At 68.5% G+C, this 14,652-nt stretch carries 11 protein-coding genes and 1 pseudogene; 5 read left to right on the forward strand and 7 right to left on the reverse strand.

Annotated features, from left to right (window positions below; translation table 11 throughout):
* Positions 1–212: 212 nt before the first annotated feature.
* The 6 genes from STRTU_RS03945 to STRTU_RS03970 form a co-directional block, all read right to left on the reverse strand.
* Positions 213–1,205, reverse strand: coding sequence for a diacylglycerol/lipid kinase family protein (locus tag STRTU_RS03945; protein ID WP_159742254.1), 993 nt, complete (start codon positions 1,203–1,205; stop codon positions 213–215).
* Between the two features lie 202 nt (positions 1,206–1,407).
* Positions 1,408–2,454 (reverse strand): NAD(P)-dependent alcohol dehydrogenase, encoded by a 1,047-nt coding sequence (locus tag STRTU_RS03950; RefSeq protein ID WP_159742255.1) that lies wholly within the window; start codon positions 2,452–2,454, stop codon positions 1,408–1,410.
* 23 nt (positions 2,455–2,477) lie between these two features.
* Complete coding sequence (locus STRTU_RS03955; protein WP_159742256.1) at positions 2,478–3,737, reverse strand: cytochrome P450; 1,260 nt, start codon at positions 3,735–3,737, stop codon at positions 2,478–2,480.
* A 60-nt stretch (positions 3,738–3,797) separates the two neighbouring features.
* Complete coding sequence (locus STRTU_RS03960; RefSeq protein ID WP_159746672.1) at positions 3,798–5,201, reverse strand: NAD(P)/FAD-dependent oxidoreductase; 1,404 nt, start codon at positions 5,199–5,201, stop codon at positions 3,798–3,800.
* Positions 5,198–5,416 (reverse strand): ferredoxin, encoded by a 219-nt coding sequence (locus STRTU_RS03965; RefSeq protein WP_159742257.1) that lies wholly within the window; start codon positions 5,414–5,416, stop codon positions 5,198–5,200. The genes STRTU_RS03960 and STRTU_RS03965 overlap by 4 nt, the downstream gene beginning before the upstream one ends.
* A 597-nt stretch (positions 5,417–6,013) precedes the next feature.
* Entirely contained in the window at positions 6,014–7,837 is a 1,824-nt protein-coding gene (locus STRTU_RS03970) for a glycoside hydrolase family 15 protein (RefSeq protein WP_159742258.1), read from the reverse strand.
* A gap of 1,069 nt (positions 7,838–8,906) precedes the next feature.
* On the opposite strand from STRTU_RS03970, the pseudogene STRTU_RS03975 reads away from it, so the two are divergent.
* Positions 8,907–9,565 (forward strand): annotated as a pseudogene (locus tag STRTU_RS03975) (IS982 family transposase); the annotation flags it as partial.
* A gap of 63 nt (positions 9,566–9,628) precedes the next feature.
* Here STRTU_RS03975 and STRTU_RS03980 read toward each other — a convergent pair.
* A complete protein-coding gene (locus STRTU_RS03980) occupies positions 9,629–10,438 on the reverse strand; it encodes a LysR family transcriptional regulator (protein ID WP_159742259.1) in 810 nt (269 codons plus the stop codon).
* Between the two features lie 67 nt (positions 10,439–10,505).
* Between STRTU_RS03980 and STRTU_RS03985 the strand changes: the two genes are divergently transcribed.
* The 4 genes from STRTU_RS03985 (at position 10,506) to STRTU_RS04000 (ending at position 14,601) form a co-directional block, all read left to right on the forward strand.
* On the forward strand, positions 10,506–11,402 hold the full coding sequence (locus tag STRTU_RS03985) for an NAD(P)H-binding protein (protein ID WP_159742260.1): 897 nt from the start codon (positions 10,506–10,508) through the stop codon (positions 11,400–11,402).
* Positions 11,399–12,088, forward strand: a complete 690-nt coding sequence (locus STRTU_RS03990; RefSeq protein WP_159742261.1) for an SDR family oxidoreductase — start codon at positions 11,399–11,401, stop codon at positions 12,086–12,088. The genes STRTU_RS03985 and STRTU_RS03990 overlap by 4 nt, the downstream gene beginning before the upstream one ends.
* Before the next feature lie 425 nt (positions 12,089–12,513).
* Entirely contained in the window at positions 12,514–13,023 is a 510-nt protein-coding gene (locus STRTU_RS03995; RefSeq protein WP_159746673.1) for a hypothetical protein, read from the forward strand.
* A 138-nt stretch (positions 13,024–13,161) separates the two neighbouring features.
* A complete protein-coding gene (locus STRTU_RS04000; RefSeq protein WP_159742262.1) occupies positions 13,162–14,601 on the forward strand; it encodes a flotillin family protein in 1,440 nt (479 codons plus the stop codon).
* Positions 14,602–14,652: the final 51 nt, after the last annotated feature.

The following is a 14,652-nucleotide window of genomic DNA, read 5'->3' on the forward strand; positions in this document are numbered from 1 at the left end:
CCGCGAAGCGAACGCGCTGCGACGTCGGAGCAATGAGCACTCCGGCGTCCGCCGCCCGCTCGGCTCCCAGATCACCGCCGTCCGCGACGATCGTGGCTGATCCCGCATTGCCCGTTCTGTCTGGGACCTGCTGCGCGGCGCCAGCCAGAGCCGCGCGCTGTGTGCACACGTGGTGACCGGGGAAGTCCGCGCTCTGCGCGGTTCGGCTTCGGTCAGCCGGCGTGACGGCCGTGAACCGTTCGCCCGACAGCCGAGGCCACCCGTCGGATGGCGCCCCAGCGCGGCGGCCGTTCGGCGGGCGCGGCGCCCGGCCGATGGCGGGGTACCCGTACCCGTAGCATCCCGGGACTGATCCAGCACCGCACGGGAGTTGGCAAGTTGACGGCTTCACCGTCCAGCCCGACGGGGATGAACGGGACGTCGGCATCGACGACGACCTCTTCAGAGGTGGCCAGGTTGGTGAGGCCGTGCGTCTGCCCATCTCGCAGCCGGGCGGCGGTCTCGGCGGGCGTCTCCGCCCTGGCGGCCAGTACCCCCAGGAGCCCGGAGTCCAGTTGCGCACGCTTGCCAAGCCCGGCCGGGTCATCGGCCCGGTAGGGGTTGTTGCTCACCAGCACGGCATCAGGCCCGTCAACAGTGAGCAGCCCGGCGTGTACCACCAGCTCCGGGCCCTTGTGGCGGGCCAGGGATTCCGGGAGGATCCGCGCCGTCGTGCCGATCTTGTCGTCCCGATAGGCCGGGGCCTGTACCAGGGCGGCATATGCACCGAAGGACACGTTGTTGACGAACACACGCTCGCCTGCCAGCCCGAGATCCACGCGCAGTTCGACGCCGTCCGTGAGGGCCTCCAGCGCGGCCGAAGGGTCGTCACGGTCCAGGCCGAGGTCCATCGCGAAGTGGTTGCGGGTACCGGCTGGAATGACCACGAAGGGAAGACCGCTCTTCGCAGCCACCCCGGCGACAAGTGCCTGCGTGCCGTCTCCGGCGGCCACCCCCAGCAGATCCGCACCGTCATCCACCGCGCGTCGGGCCACAGTCGTGAGGTCCTGGGGCTGGGAAGGATCGAGCAGGAGAACCTGAGCCCCCAACGCACGGGCCTTCTCGGCGATGCGGAACCGGCTTGCCTTCCCTCCTCCCGAGCGGGGATTCACGATCAGATACGGCCGCTGTGCAGCGGCCACCGGTCGGAACGTGTTCTCGGTCATGGCAAGCGCCGCCAGGCCGCATTCATCGGCCCGGTGCACGTCACCGTCACAGGCGCCGGAACAGCCGCCGCTACCACGCCCGCTGCTGGCTGTGCCGTCCGCCACCGGCCCGGTCCAGCGATCGCATCGGCCACCGCCTCCATGACGTTTCCTCCGGCAGTTACGGCTTCCGGCACCAGCCCGGTCGCCTTGAGGACGGTACTCATGGGTGGGGGGTGATGACGGCGCGTCCTTGGATCTTGCCGTCGTGCAGGAGCTGGTATGCCTCGTTGGCGCGTTCCAAGGGGAAGTGCTCGAGAAACATCTTGATCTTTTGCTGCTGGGCGAGGGTGATCACTTCCATGAGTTCGGGAAGGGAGCCCCAGTAGGGGGAGGCGACCGAGCACTCGTGCGGCGGGTTCGAGAAGTTGACGGGCAGGGCTCCGCCGCCGAGACCGACGATGGTCAGGTGTCCGAGCACCCTTGCCACCTGAGCAGCCATGCGCAGAGTCGGGTCTATGCCGACCATGTCGAGCACGAGCTGAGCGCCCTGCTGCTCCGTCATGTCCTTGATGCGCGTGACCGCGTCCTCGTCCGAGAGCAGCGCCTCGTCCGCGCCCAGGCGCTTGGCGGTTTCCAGCTTGCCGGCATCGGTGTCCACGGCGACGACGGTGGTCGCCGCGCTGAGCGCTCGCACCATCTGGATGGCCATCTGGCCCAGACCGCCCACCCCGATGACCACCGCGGTCGAGCCCGGCCCCAGCAGGTGCAGCGATCGCTTGACGGCGTGATAGCTGGTCAGTCCCGCGTCGGTGAGCGGGGCGGCCTGGCGGGGGTCGAGGGTGCCCAGCGGAATCAGGAATCGCGCCGCCGGGACCAGCAGGTACTCAGCCATTCCGCCGTCGTGACCGCCTCCCAGGCCCCCGCCCTGACCACTGACCTTCTGGCAGTAATTCTCCCGGCCCTCCCGGCAGTTGGCGCACATCCCACAGCCCCAGGGACCGTAGACCATCACAGGGTCTCCAGGCGCGAACCCGGTGACACCCGGCCCCAGCCTCTCCACCCATCCCGCATTCTCATGGCCGAGCGTGAAGGGCAGTTCCGTGGCGAAACCGGGTGGCGGTCCGAGTGCCTCCATCATGTGCAGATCTGAATGGCACGCACCGGCACCCCCGACCTTCACCAGAACCTGCCCAGGCCCCGGCTCGGGCACCGGCACCTCGCGCAGCTCGGGCGATTGCTGCCATCCGACCAGTTGAAAAGCCCGCATAACGATCCCTTACGCACGCCGAGTCAGTCGCGGATCCCGTCGATGTCGACCAGAACATGGCGCGGTCCGCGGAAAATCTGGTTGTGGCGGTACGGCGGTGGGTCCTCTACGAGCCGGGGGTTTTCCACCCGTCGGAGGAACTCGCCGACCGCGACCTGGACCTCGAGCCGCGCGAGCGGAGCGCCGAAACAGAAGTGGATGCCCTGGCTGAACCCGAGGTGCTGGTTGTCCCGGCGTTCGAGGTCAAGCTCGTCGGGGTTGGCGAACCGCTTCGGGTCGCGGTTCGCCGAGCCGTATGCCAGGAAGATCGGCGCTCCCTTCGGGATGGTGGTGCCTGCGATGTCGATGTCTTCCAGGGCGGAGCGGGTATGCCAGAACTGGACCGACGACTCGAAGCGCAGCAACTCCTCGACCCCGGGCACGATCAGCTCGGGCCGGCGGCGCAGCTTCTCCAGCGCGTCGGGGTGCCGCAGCAAGGTGAGCACGCTGTGGGCGATGAGATTGACTGTGGTTTCATGCCCGGCGAAGATCAGGAGCAAGGCATTGCTCACGAGCACACCTTTGGACATCCTTCCCTCCGGGCCGTCCTCGTTCACCATCGCCGAGAGCATGCCCGGGCCGGGCTGCTGGGCGTACCGGTCGAGCAGCTCAGCTGCGAACTCCCCGAACTCCTTCACGGCCTGGCGCCCCCCGGCCAGTCGGCTCTGGATCTCCTCGGAGGCAGCCTCGGGGCCGAAATCCAAGGCGTCCAGGGCCGTCTCGATCCAGCTGTGGAAGCGTGGCTCGTCTTCCAGTGGCACCCCCAGGATCTTGCAGATCACGGTCACCGGCAGGGGGTAGGCGAACTCGTCGACGGCATCGATTCGGGTCTTGCCCTGCATGTTGTCCAGGAGGTCGTCCACGATGCGGCGGATCTCGGGTTCCAGGTCGGAGATCAGGTGGGGGGAATGGGGTGGGCCGACGAAATGCGGCGTCATCATCCGGCGATCTCGATCGTGCTCGGGTGGATCCTGGGTGATGATGTTCGGCTCCACGATGACCGTCTCCGTGATCGGCTCGGCCTCTGCCGGGCCCTCGGCCGGGGCCGGGGCGGGGAGTTTCCTGACATCCGAACTGACGCGGGGGTCGTGCAGCAGTGCGACGATCTCTTGGTAGGTGCTGACGACGTAGGTGCCGTCCGGCTGCCGTGCCACCGGTGTCTTGCGGAGTTCCTCGTAGAACGGGTACGGATTGGCGCGGTTGGCGTAGCGGAGGGCCTGCTGCCAGGGGGTTTCCTCGACCACGAGGCTTCCCTCCTTCTCCTGTCGGTGCTGTCCGCTTGCGCGCCCGACCCGGCGGGCGCGTCAACGGCGGCGAGGGCGGAACTCGGCCGCCCGCTCGCTCGGGTCGTGGCCGGTCAGGACGACGTCGGGGATCGCCGTCGGGACGCCGGGTTGCGGGAACTCGGCCGGGATCGGCTTCATGTCGGGGGGCTGGTCCCAGCCTGGCGGTGGAGGCGGGAACGGACCGGATTGCTCGATCAGCTTGCCGTAGTACTCCAGCCACTTGCCGTGATCGAAGGTGACGGCGGCGACGATGCGGCCCCGGCGACCGTAGGCGGCGGCGAAGTGGCGCTCTTTGACGGACCCTTGCGTGAAGACGATCTCGTCGCCGAAAGGTGGCACGCCGACGGACTTGATGTTGAGGCCGAACTGGCCGGACCAGAAGCCGGGCAGCAGCAGATGCGGGCGATAGTGGGGTTCGAGGTTCACCATGTTGTGGGCCGCGGCCTCGGCGCCGAGAACGGCATTGTCCCAGTGCTCCATCGCGAGGAACTGGTACTCGTACAGCACGTGGGGCGAGCGCGCCACGTCCCCAGCCACGTAGATGCTGTCGGTGACCACGCCGTTGATGTCGAAAGCGCGACCGCCGGCGTCGCAACCGACGCCCCAGAAACCGGACGCCAGCCCGGCGCCCTCCAGCCATTCCACGTTGCGGATCGACCCCAGCGAGGCCACCACCACGTCGGCGTCGATGATGGTTCCGTCCGAGAGATGAGCGCGCCGCACGTGTCCGCCGGAGTCACCCTCCAGTGACGACACACCCAACCCGCAGCGCAGGTCCACGCCGTGGTCGCGCTGCATCTCCGCGGCGATCTCACCGATCACCCCGCCGAGCGCGCCGACCAGCGGCGCCGAGCCCCGCTCGACGACGGTCACCGGGAGATCGAGTTCCCGGCAGACCGAGGCCACCTCCGAGCCGATGAACCCGGCGCCGATGACCATGACCCGCGACGGCGGTGCGGCCAGCGCCTTTTGCAGCTGTGCGGCATCATCACGCGAGCGCAGCGTGTAGACCCCGTCCAGGGCCGCCTCGTCCGGGTTCGGCCACTGTCGCGCCCGGGTGCCCGTGGCGATCAGCAAGCGGTCGTACGGGATCTGCTCGCCGTCGGCCAGGCGCACCTGCTTGGCGGCCCGGTCCAACCCGGTGGCGGTCACCCCGAGCCGCCACTGCGCATTCACTTCTCGCAGGCGGGGCAGCGTGGTGTGGTCGGCCGGTACCCAGCCTTTGAGCACCTGTTTGGACAGCGGGGGACGGTCGTAGGGCTCGTACGGTTCGTCCCCGATGATGGTCAAAGACCCGGTGAAGCCCTCCTCACGCAGGGCTTCGGCGGCCCGCAGTCCGGCCAGGGAGGCACCGACGATGACGATCCGGCCGTTGGCTCTGAACTGGCGCACCAGCTCTGCGACCGTTGCCGGCACGGTCATGACGTCGCGCTCCCCTTCGCGCCGTCCAAGCGGTCGATCACGATCGCCTGCACCGGACACGCCGCAGCGGCTCGCTCAACCTGCAGGCGCCGCTCGTCATCGGGATTCGGCTCGTAGGTGAGCGCCTCCTGGCCGGTCAATCTGAAGTCCTTGTGCGCCAAATACACGCATTGTGCGTATCCCTGGCACCGATTCAGGTCCACGGCGATTCGCATGGGCAGACTCCTTCCGATCTGCCGCCCAGTGCCGACGCCACCGGCTGAGGACCCGAATGTTCGATCTTCTTCGCCACGGCGGTAGCTTCGCGGTGACGCTTACTGCCGGTGAGTGTCGCGGTCTCAATCGCGGTAGACATTCGATGGCGTCGGCATCAAGCTTTGCCCGGCCGTATCCCCCTAAAAAAATGGTCACCCCGTCTTGCGGCGACCGCAAATGCACTGTTATGGAAACCATCTCTCAGGGCAGCTTTAGTTCTTGATCACTGACCGGTTCGTGCAGGTCCGGGCGCTTCCGGAGTGCCTGCCCGCTTGAAAGCGGCCACCGTGATCACGAGCGATTGGGGAGCCAACACGGCCCCGGCCGGCCGAGCCCACTGAAGCCATTGATCACGTCTTGCACGCCCGGTCACCACCCTTGAGGAGCGCACGCTGGGGTGCCACCGATATCCCGGGCCAATGCTGTTGGGCAGCCGGCGGAGTACGGCCGTACGCTCTGTCAGCTGTTCAGCATCCGTGCGCATGAGTCGTCCTCCCTGCCCAAACGCAGGGCTCGTTGGGCTGAACGGCTACTGGACGGGACGCGAGCGTGGCAGATCACCCTAGGGCACGGTCGAGATTGAAGGCGGCGCTGATCAGGGCGAGGTGGGTGAAAGCCTGGGGAAAGTTGCCCTGTTGCTCTCCGGTGTGGCTGATCTCTTCCGCGTACAGGCCGAGGTGGTTGGCGTAGGTGAGCATCTTCTCGAAGGCCAGGCGGGCTTCGTTCAGGCGCCCGGCGCGCGTGAGGGCCTCGACGTACCAGAAGGAACAGATGGAGAAGGTACCCTCCTCGCCTTCCAGACCGTCCGGACTGGCCTTGGGGTCGTAGCGCCAGACCAGGGAGTCGGAGACCAGCTCGTCACCAAGGGTATCGAGGGTCGACAGCCATACGGGGTCGCTGGGAGAGACGAACTTGGTCAGCGGCATCATCAACACCGCGGCGTCCAGCACGTCACCGTCCTCGTGCTGGACGAACGCCTGCCGGGCGGGCGACCAGCCCTTGTCCATGATCCGCCAGTAGATCGCGTCCCGGACCGGCCCCCAGCGGCCGAGCTCGGCGGGGAGGCTGCGGTGCCGGGCGATGCGGATGGCCCGATCGATGGCCACCCAGCACATCAGGTGGGAGTAGAGGAACTTCTTGCGCCCGCCACGGGTCTCCCACACACCCTCGTCCGGCTGGTCCCAGTACTCACAGACCCAGTCCACCAGTGCGCACACCGCGCGCCAGTGGCCGCTGGAGATGGGCCGGCACCACTTGTCGTACAGATAGACGGAGTCGAGCAGGGCGCCGTAGATGTCGAGCTGCAGCTGGGTGGCCGCGCCGTTGCCGACCCGCACGGGCGCCGAGCCCCGGTAGCCCTCCAGGTGGGACAGCTCGCGTTCGGGCAACTCGGTGCGTCCGTCGATGCCGTACATGACCTGCAACGGACCGGACGATCCGTTGCCGCGCCGGTCGGTGTACCGGGTGAGGAAGCCCATGAACGCCTCGGCCTCCTCGGTGAAGCCGAGCCTGAGCAGGGCGTAGACGGCGAACGCGGCGTCGCGCACCCACACGTAGCGGTAGTCCCAGTTGCGGCCGCCGCCGACCTGCTCGGGCAGGCTGGTGGTGGGGGCTGCCACGATCGCGCCGGTGGGGGCATAGGTGAGCAGCTTGAGGGTCAGGGCGGAGCGGTGCACCATCTCCCGCCATCGGCCGCGGTAGCGGGACTGGTTCAGCCAGCCCCGCCAGAAAGCGACCGTGGCGGCGAACTCCCGCTCGGCCTCGGCGAGCGGGCAGCGGCGCGGCGGAGCCTCGCTGCTGACCTGCTCCAGGACGAAGACCGTCGTGTCGCCCTGGGAGAGTTCGAACTCCGTCCACACGTCCTTTTCGTCGTACTCCAGCGGCACCGTGGCGGCGAGCGTCAGCGACAGCTCCTCGGAGGCGAACAGGGCGGCCCGGTCCAGCATCCGTACGGTGTGCGGATGGGCGCCGTAGCCGAACCGGGGGGCCACCCGAGCCCGGAACGGGATCGTTCCGCGGACGCACACCACCCGCCGGATCAGCCGGTCGCGGTCGAATGCGCCGGAGTCCACCACGGGCATGAAGTCCTGGATCTCCCCCAGCCCGTCCTCGGCGAAGAAGCGGGTGATCAGCACATTGGTATCCGGGAAGTAGAACTGTTTCGTGCCGGCCGGCACTGTGGCAGCCAGCTCGAATGCCCCGCCCCGGTCCGCGTCCAGGATCGCCGCGAAAACACTCGGGGAGTCGAAGGAGGGACAGCAGTACCAGTCGATGGTGCCGTCGGTGCCCACCAGCGCCACCGTGCGCAGATTCCCGATCAAGCCGTGCTCAGCGATCGGCAGATACCGGACGAACTTGTGCTGTGCCGGTGCTCCAGACATCGCAGCACCCTCCCTTTACTCCCGCCTCTCCTGCTTCGGGCCCTTGCAAGCGCACCATCCGGTGGAGATTGGGCCTGCTCGGTCAGTTCGCGGTAGGCATCGCGACGCTCCTCGACCGCGGCATCCATGATCGCGAAGCCGAGGGCCCGCCGACGGACCGGTTGCGGCCTTCCGCTTCGGCGCCTCGGATTGAGGGACGCGGGTCGCGGGACAACCACGTCCATGTACCTCCAGTGTCCTACAAACGCCGGAGCAGGTGTCTTTTGCGCCCTGGCCGGTCCCAGTCCTTGTGGGGATCCCAGCCGGTGTTCGTTCCGATCTTCCTCAGCCCTCCAGCAGCCACCCGCACCACTGAAAACGCAAGATCGAACTGCACAGAGCTGGCTCCCACCCGGCACCGCGATCCTTCATGCCGCAGCTCGGCACCGCAGACGAAGGCAACAATCGTCACCAACGGACAATCACCAGGTCTATGCGGTGCGGGAACGACTTGCCCTGTCGGGTCGCGAGCAGGTTGTGGCCGTTGCAGATACGGCGTTCAACCGGCTGAAGGCGTTCCGCGGCGTCGGCGGTTCCGGGGCCATGCCCGACTCCTCTGAGCTGGCGGACGCCATTCGGGTCCTACAGGATCGTCCTGGGCGAACTGCGCCACGTGCGAGACGATCTGGGCGAACCACGCCTGGAGACCGGTGTCTCCAACTGACGTCCTCCCAAGCACGGTTCAACGACTGAAGGTGTGCCGGGTGAGGCTGCCCCGGCCCGGAAGCCGGGGGCGCCGCAACCACCTCGCGGTCGTGCTGCGCGGCAACGGCCGACATCAGCCCGTCCCTACGCCGGCGACTGGGAGCCGGAAGAACGCGGACGGGTTCACGCCCGGCCGGACCAGCTACGAACCGACCGACCGCCTGCGTCCAGATATCGGGACAGCCCTTGCCTCGCTGTTTCGGTTGGGGCGATGAGGCGTCGTTGATCGTCAGCTGCGCCCTGTGGGCGGGGTGTTTTCACTGCTCGGCGAGGCTAACCGAGGGCCGCGGTGAAGTGGCTCTTGCCCGTGCCCGAGGGCCCGCAGATGCAGAGATTCTCCCGCCCGCCGGTCGGCATTACGCCCCGCCTGAGCGATGCCGAACTGGTCACCCTCGCCACGATGCAGGCCATACTCGGCTACACCTCCGAGGCCAAATGGCTCCGCCATGCCCGTGCCCACCTGCGCCACCTCTTCCCCTACCTGCCCCAGCAGCCCGGCTACAACAAGCGGCTGCGCAAGGCCGCCGGTCTGATGCGAAGCGTCAACCGGATCCTGGCCACCACCACCTCGGTGTGGAGCGACGACGTATGGGTCGTGGACTCCACCCCGGTGGAATGCGGCCGCTCCCGCGAGACCGTCAAACGCTCCGACCTGGCAGGTTGGGCCGAATACGGCTACTGCGCCAGCCACAGCCGCTTCTTCTGGGGCCTGCGCCTGCACCTGGTCTGCACCCTTCAGGGCCTGCCCATCGCCTTCGCCCTGACCGGGGCCAAGGCCAACGAACGCGAGACCCTCCTTGACTCCTGGCAGCCGAATGCGAGCTTCTGCGAGAGCGCCCCCGACAGACTCTCATCGGCGACAAGAACTACTTCGGCCGTGGTTTCGAACGCGAACTGTCCGAGCATGGAGTCCAGTTACTGCGGCCTGCCCGTAAAGGTGAACGGGAACGGCCTGGCGCAGCCCTGTTCAAGGCGCTGCGACAGGCCCGGTGGCCCGGGAGCGGCTGGTCGTCGCCGCCGCTGGCCGTGGCCTCGCGCACTGATCGCTCATGCGTGCCGCAGTGTCGCGGTGGCGATCTCCAGGAAGTCGCGCAGTAGCTTTTCGCGCCGGTCCGCGGCAACGGCCAGGCAGGTCTGGATCTCCGGGGCGTCTGTGACGGGGATGTTGGCGAGGTCGGGGCGGGAGTAGGACCGCGCGACGCTCAGCGGGATGAGCGCAATGCCGTGGCCGGAGGCGATGAGCTCGAACTTCTCTTCAAGCGACGACGTCCGCCGATTTGGCACGTCGAGCATCCGCTCGCCGTCGAGGTCTGCGGAGGTGAGCTCCTGACGACACGCCAGGGGGTGCGCCACGGGCATGCAGGCAACCCTGGGGTCGTGGCCGATGGGAATGATGCGCAGGCCCGACTCATCGAACGGCCTTCGCAGGTAACCGACTTGGGCGCGACCGTCCCGTAGCGGCTGGTCCTGCTCCCACCAGCGTGCCGGGACGACGTCGATCTCGACGTCCGCGTGGCGCGACGTGAACGCCCGGATCGCTTCCGACACAGGCAGCCCCGGGGAGAAGGCGACCACGAGCCGTTGGAGGCCCTGATCGACGTCGTGGACGCGCCGGACCGCCGCGGCGATCGACGGGAGGATCTGCTGCGCCTCCTCATAGAGCTGTTTGCCGGCGGCGGTCAGCTCCACACTGCGGGTGGTGCGCACGAGCAGTGCGCACCTCAACTCCTGCTCTAAGGACTTGACTTGGCGGCTGAGTACCGGCTGGGCGATGTGGAGCTGTTCCGCCGCCCGGCCGAAGTGCCGGTGCTCGGCCACCGCGGCGAAGTAGCGGAGCTTGCGCAGATCGAGATCCATGCCCTGAAGGTATCAATGGTCGGGAAGGGTATTGGACGCAGCGGACGGCTGGCCCGAGACTCGACGCATGATCGTCATCACCACTCCCACCGGCCAGATCGGCGGCCGGCTCCTGGAGATCCTCCTCGACGAGACCCGCACGCGCGGCGAAGAGCTGCGCGTCATCTTGCGTGACCCCGGGAGACTCCCCGACGGGGTTGGCGCCCGCGTCGATGTCATCACCGGCTCGCACGGCGACGCCGAGGTCGTCGACCGGGCCTTCGACGGCGCGGACGCCGTCTTCTGGCTGGTTCCGTCAAACACCCAGGAACCGAGCCTGGACGCCATGTACTCCGGCTTTACCCGCGCCGCCGCGAAGGCGTTCACGACCCATGGAGTCGGACACGTCGTCGGCGTCTCGGCACTCGGCCGCGGCACCCCCGTCGCCAGCCGCGCCGGGCATGTGACGGCGTCGCTGGCCATGGACGATCTCATCGCGAGTACGGGGGTGGCCTACCGGTCGCTCGCCAACCCGACGTTCTTCGACAATCTGCTGCGGCAGGTGGCTTCGATCCGCAACAACGGTGTGTTCACCGATACCGTCGCCGCCGACCGCAAGGCGCCGACGGCTGCCACCCGGGACATCGCCGCGGCCGCCGCTGGCCTGCTGCTCGACCGCTCGTGGACGGGGACGGGCGAGGTCCCGGTGCTGGGCCCCGAGGACCTTTCGCCGAACGACCAGGCGCGCATCATGTCCGAGGTGTTCGGCCGCCCGATCCGCTACGAGCGGCGGACGCTCGACGAATTCCGCACCGCACTCGCCGAACACGGCGTCGGGGACGCGCTCGTACAGGGCTACCTCGACATGATGCGCGCCAAGGACGACGGGCTTGACGACGGGGTGCGGCGCACCCCGCAGACCGCGAGCCCGACGACCTTCCGCGAGTGGTGTGAGCAGGTCCTCAAGCCGGCGGTCCAGGCATGAGCGCCGGGACCGCTCTCATCGTCGGGGCGTCCCGGGCCCTCGGGCTCGGCCTGGCCACCGAGTACGCGCACCGGGGCTGGGACGTCATCGGGACCGTCCGGGGCGATCGGCGCACTGGTCTCCACGACCTGGCCGAGGCATCCCGTGGTCGCGTCACCGTCGAGTCGCTGGACATGACGAAGCCAGAGGAGATCGATGCCCTGCGCGAACGCCTGGCGGAGCGCACCCTCGACCTGCTGTTCGTCAACGCCGCCGTCGCGAGGGGCAACATTCCCGTCGGCGACGTCCCGACGGAGATGTTCGTCGAGGTCATGGTCACCAATGCGCTCAGCCCGATGCGCCTGATCGAGTCCTTCCGCTCGCTGGTCGCGCCGACCGGGACCATCGGCGTCATGTCCTCGCGCCAAGGCAGCCTGGCGTTGAACACCCGCGGCGGTCAGGACGTCTACCGCGCCAGCAAGTCCGCTCTGAACCAGCTGATGCGCAGTTACGCCGCCCGGTACGCCGACACCTCGCACACGCTGCTGCTCATGTGCCCCGGCCATGTCCGCACCGAACTCGGCGGACCGGACGCACCGTTGAGCATCGACCAGTCCATCCCGGGCGTGGCGGACACGCTCGACCGCCACGGCGGCGAACCGGGCCTGAAGTTCCTCAATTACCAGGACCAGCCCGTGCCCTGGTAGCAGTCGTCGGAGTGACATCCCCAGCCAGGAGACGACCACAGCCCGGTCCTCCATTCTGGCTGGACGACGAGGCGGCGGGCGGCGTGGACGAGGCGCGTACGTGAGCTCGCTGCTCGGCGTCGAGTGGCACCTTCTACCAACCCCAACCAGCCCCCACAGGTTGACGAAACCCATAGGGGCACCCCCCCGGTGCAGCCTCAGATAGGGACGGGCGGCGCCGGTGGGTCGGTGACGGCCGCGCCCAGGGCCTGGCCGCGGATGCTGAAGGCGATCCTCTGGCCGGGCGCCGGCAGCCGGTAACGTGATGCGAGGCGGCATTAAAGGCGCGTAAAGATTGCCGGAATCCGGCAATGTGCCGCACCGGTCATGCGTGCGACGATCCTTCCTGTTCAAGCGATTCGAGAGAACGGGGGAGGGTGTCCAAGGTGACCTGGTTTCTTGGCCTCGGCATAGCGGGCATCGTGCTGCTCGTGCTCTCGCTGGTCTTTGACGGGGTCCTCGAAGGGGCCTTCGGGGGAGTTCTGGATGGGCTCTTCGACGGTCTGCTGTCGCTTCCGGTGATCGCAGGTTTCCTGTCGATGTTCGGTTTCAGCGGCGCGATCCTGCTGGGCGGCACCGGCCTCGGTGCCGGTGCCGCCGCGGGAATCGGCGTGTTCGCCGGAGGCGCCTCGGGCTGGCTCGCATGGAAGCTCAGCCGGGTGCTGATGCGAGATCAGACCGATGCGACTCCGCGCCAGGAGGACCTGATCGGCACGGCGGGATCGGTGGTGACCGCCATTCCCGCCGACGGCTACGGCGAAGTGCTGATTCGTCTCGGGGGCCATCCCGTGAAGCTGGCGGCCAGAAGCGCGGTCCCCGTGGCCCGAGGCGCCGAGATCTGGGTGGAGGCGCCGCTCTCGTCCACCTCGGTGGCCGTCCGGCCCGTCGAGCGCTGACCGGCACCGCCTCTCAGCCCACGCCCTCCTCGACAGGTGGCCGGAGCCGTCACCCGCCACCGAACCACCCACATCAGACCACCGAACACAGACCACCACTCGATCTGCCGACCCCTGGGAAGGCAGGGGGGATCCGATATGAGTCCAGTCATTGCCGCCGTCGTGGGAGTCGTCGTACTCCTCGTCCTGCTCGCCCTCGTCGTCATCACCCGCTACAAGGTCGCGGGGCCCAATGAGGCGTTCATCATCACCGGACGGCGGGGGAAGAAGTCGATCGACCCGGAGACCGGACAGGTCAGCATCGACAACAGCGGCCAGAAGGTCGTGGTCGGTGGCGGCGTCTTCGTCGTCCCGTTCGTCCAGCAGAAGTTCTCCCTGGACCTGTCGAGCCGGCACATCCCGGTCGCCGTCAGGGGTGCCGTCACGCTGCGCGGGGTGAAGGCCAACCTCGAAGGCGTCGCGATCGTGAAGGTCGGCGGCAGCGAGGACGCGATCCGGGCCGCGGCGCAGCGCTTCCTGCAGCAGCAGGACGGCATCGTCGGCTTCACCCAGGAAGTGCTCTCCGGCGCGCTGCGGGCCATCGTCGGCCGGATGTCGGTTGAGGACATCATCCGCGACCGGGCCGCCTTCGCCGGGCAGGTCGCGGAGGAGGCCGAGGCGAGCCTGTCCGGGCAGGGCCTGATTCTGGACGCGTTCCAGATCCAGGACATCACCACCGAGGGCTCCTACCTGGAGGACCTGGGCCGGCCGGAGGCCGCCCGCGCCCGCCAGGAGGCCGACATCGCCGAGGCGAACGCGAAGCGTGCTTCGGAGCAGGCCCGGCTGAAGGCGGCCGAGGAGATCGCCATCGCCGAGCGGACGTTCAACCTGAAGCAGGCTGAGATCCGCGTCGAGACCGAGGCCGCAGCCGCCCGTGCCAATGCCGCGGGTCCGCTCGCCGAGGCCGCGCGTCAGCAGGAGGTCCTCTCCGAGCAGGAGAAGGTCGCCGAGCGGCAGGCCGCGCTGACCGACCGGGAACTGGACACCAAGGTCCGCAAGCCCGCCGACGCCGCCCGCTACCAGGCCGAGCAGGAGGCCGAGGCCCGGCGCATCGCCCGGGTCAAGGAGGCCGAGGCGGAGGCGCAGCGTGCCCGGCTGACCGGTGAGGGCGAGAAGCTGCACCGTGCGGCGCTCGCCGAGGCGGTGCGGATCGAGGGCGAGGCCGACGCGGCGGCGATCGCGGCGAAGGGCTCGGCGGAGGCCGAAGCGATGCAGAGGAAGGCCGACGCGTTCGCGCAGTACGGCGATGCGGCCATGCTCCAGATGCTGGTCGAGGCGCTGCCGCAGGTCGTCGCCAAGGCGTCCGAACCGCTCAGCGCCGTGGACAAGATGACCGTGATCTCGACGGACGGCGCCGGCCAGCTGTCCCGTACGGTCGCCGACAACGTCGCCCAGGGCATGGAACTGCTCAGCTCCACCACGGGCGTCGACTTCACCGAGATGCTCAAGGGCCTCACTCAGCGCGGCACGGCCGCGAAGGCAGAGGCGTCCGTCCCTGCGCGGGCCGCCGCCAACGGGCAGATCCCGATCACCGACTAACCATCCGACAGGGGAAGGCAGGAGCCCGCCGACGGATTGCTGTCGGCGGGC

The organism is Streptomyces tubercidicus (assembly GCF_027497495.1).
In the GTDB taxonomy this organism is placed as follows: domain Bacteria; phylum Actinomycetota; class Actinomycetes; order Streptomycetales; family Streptomycetaceae; genus Streptomyces; species Streptomyces tubercidicus.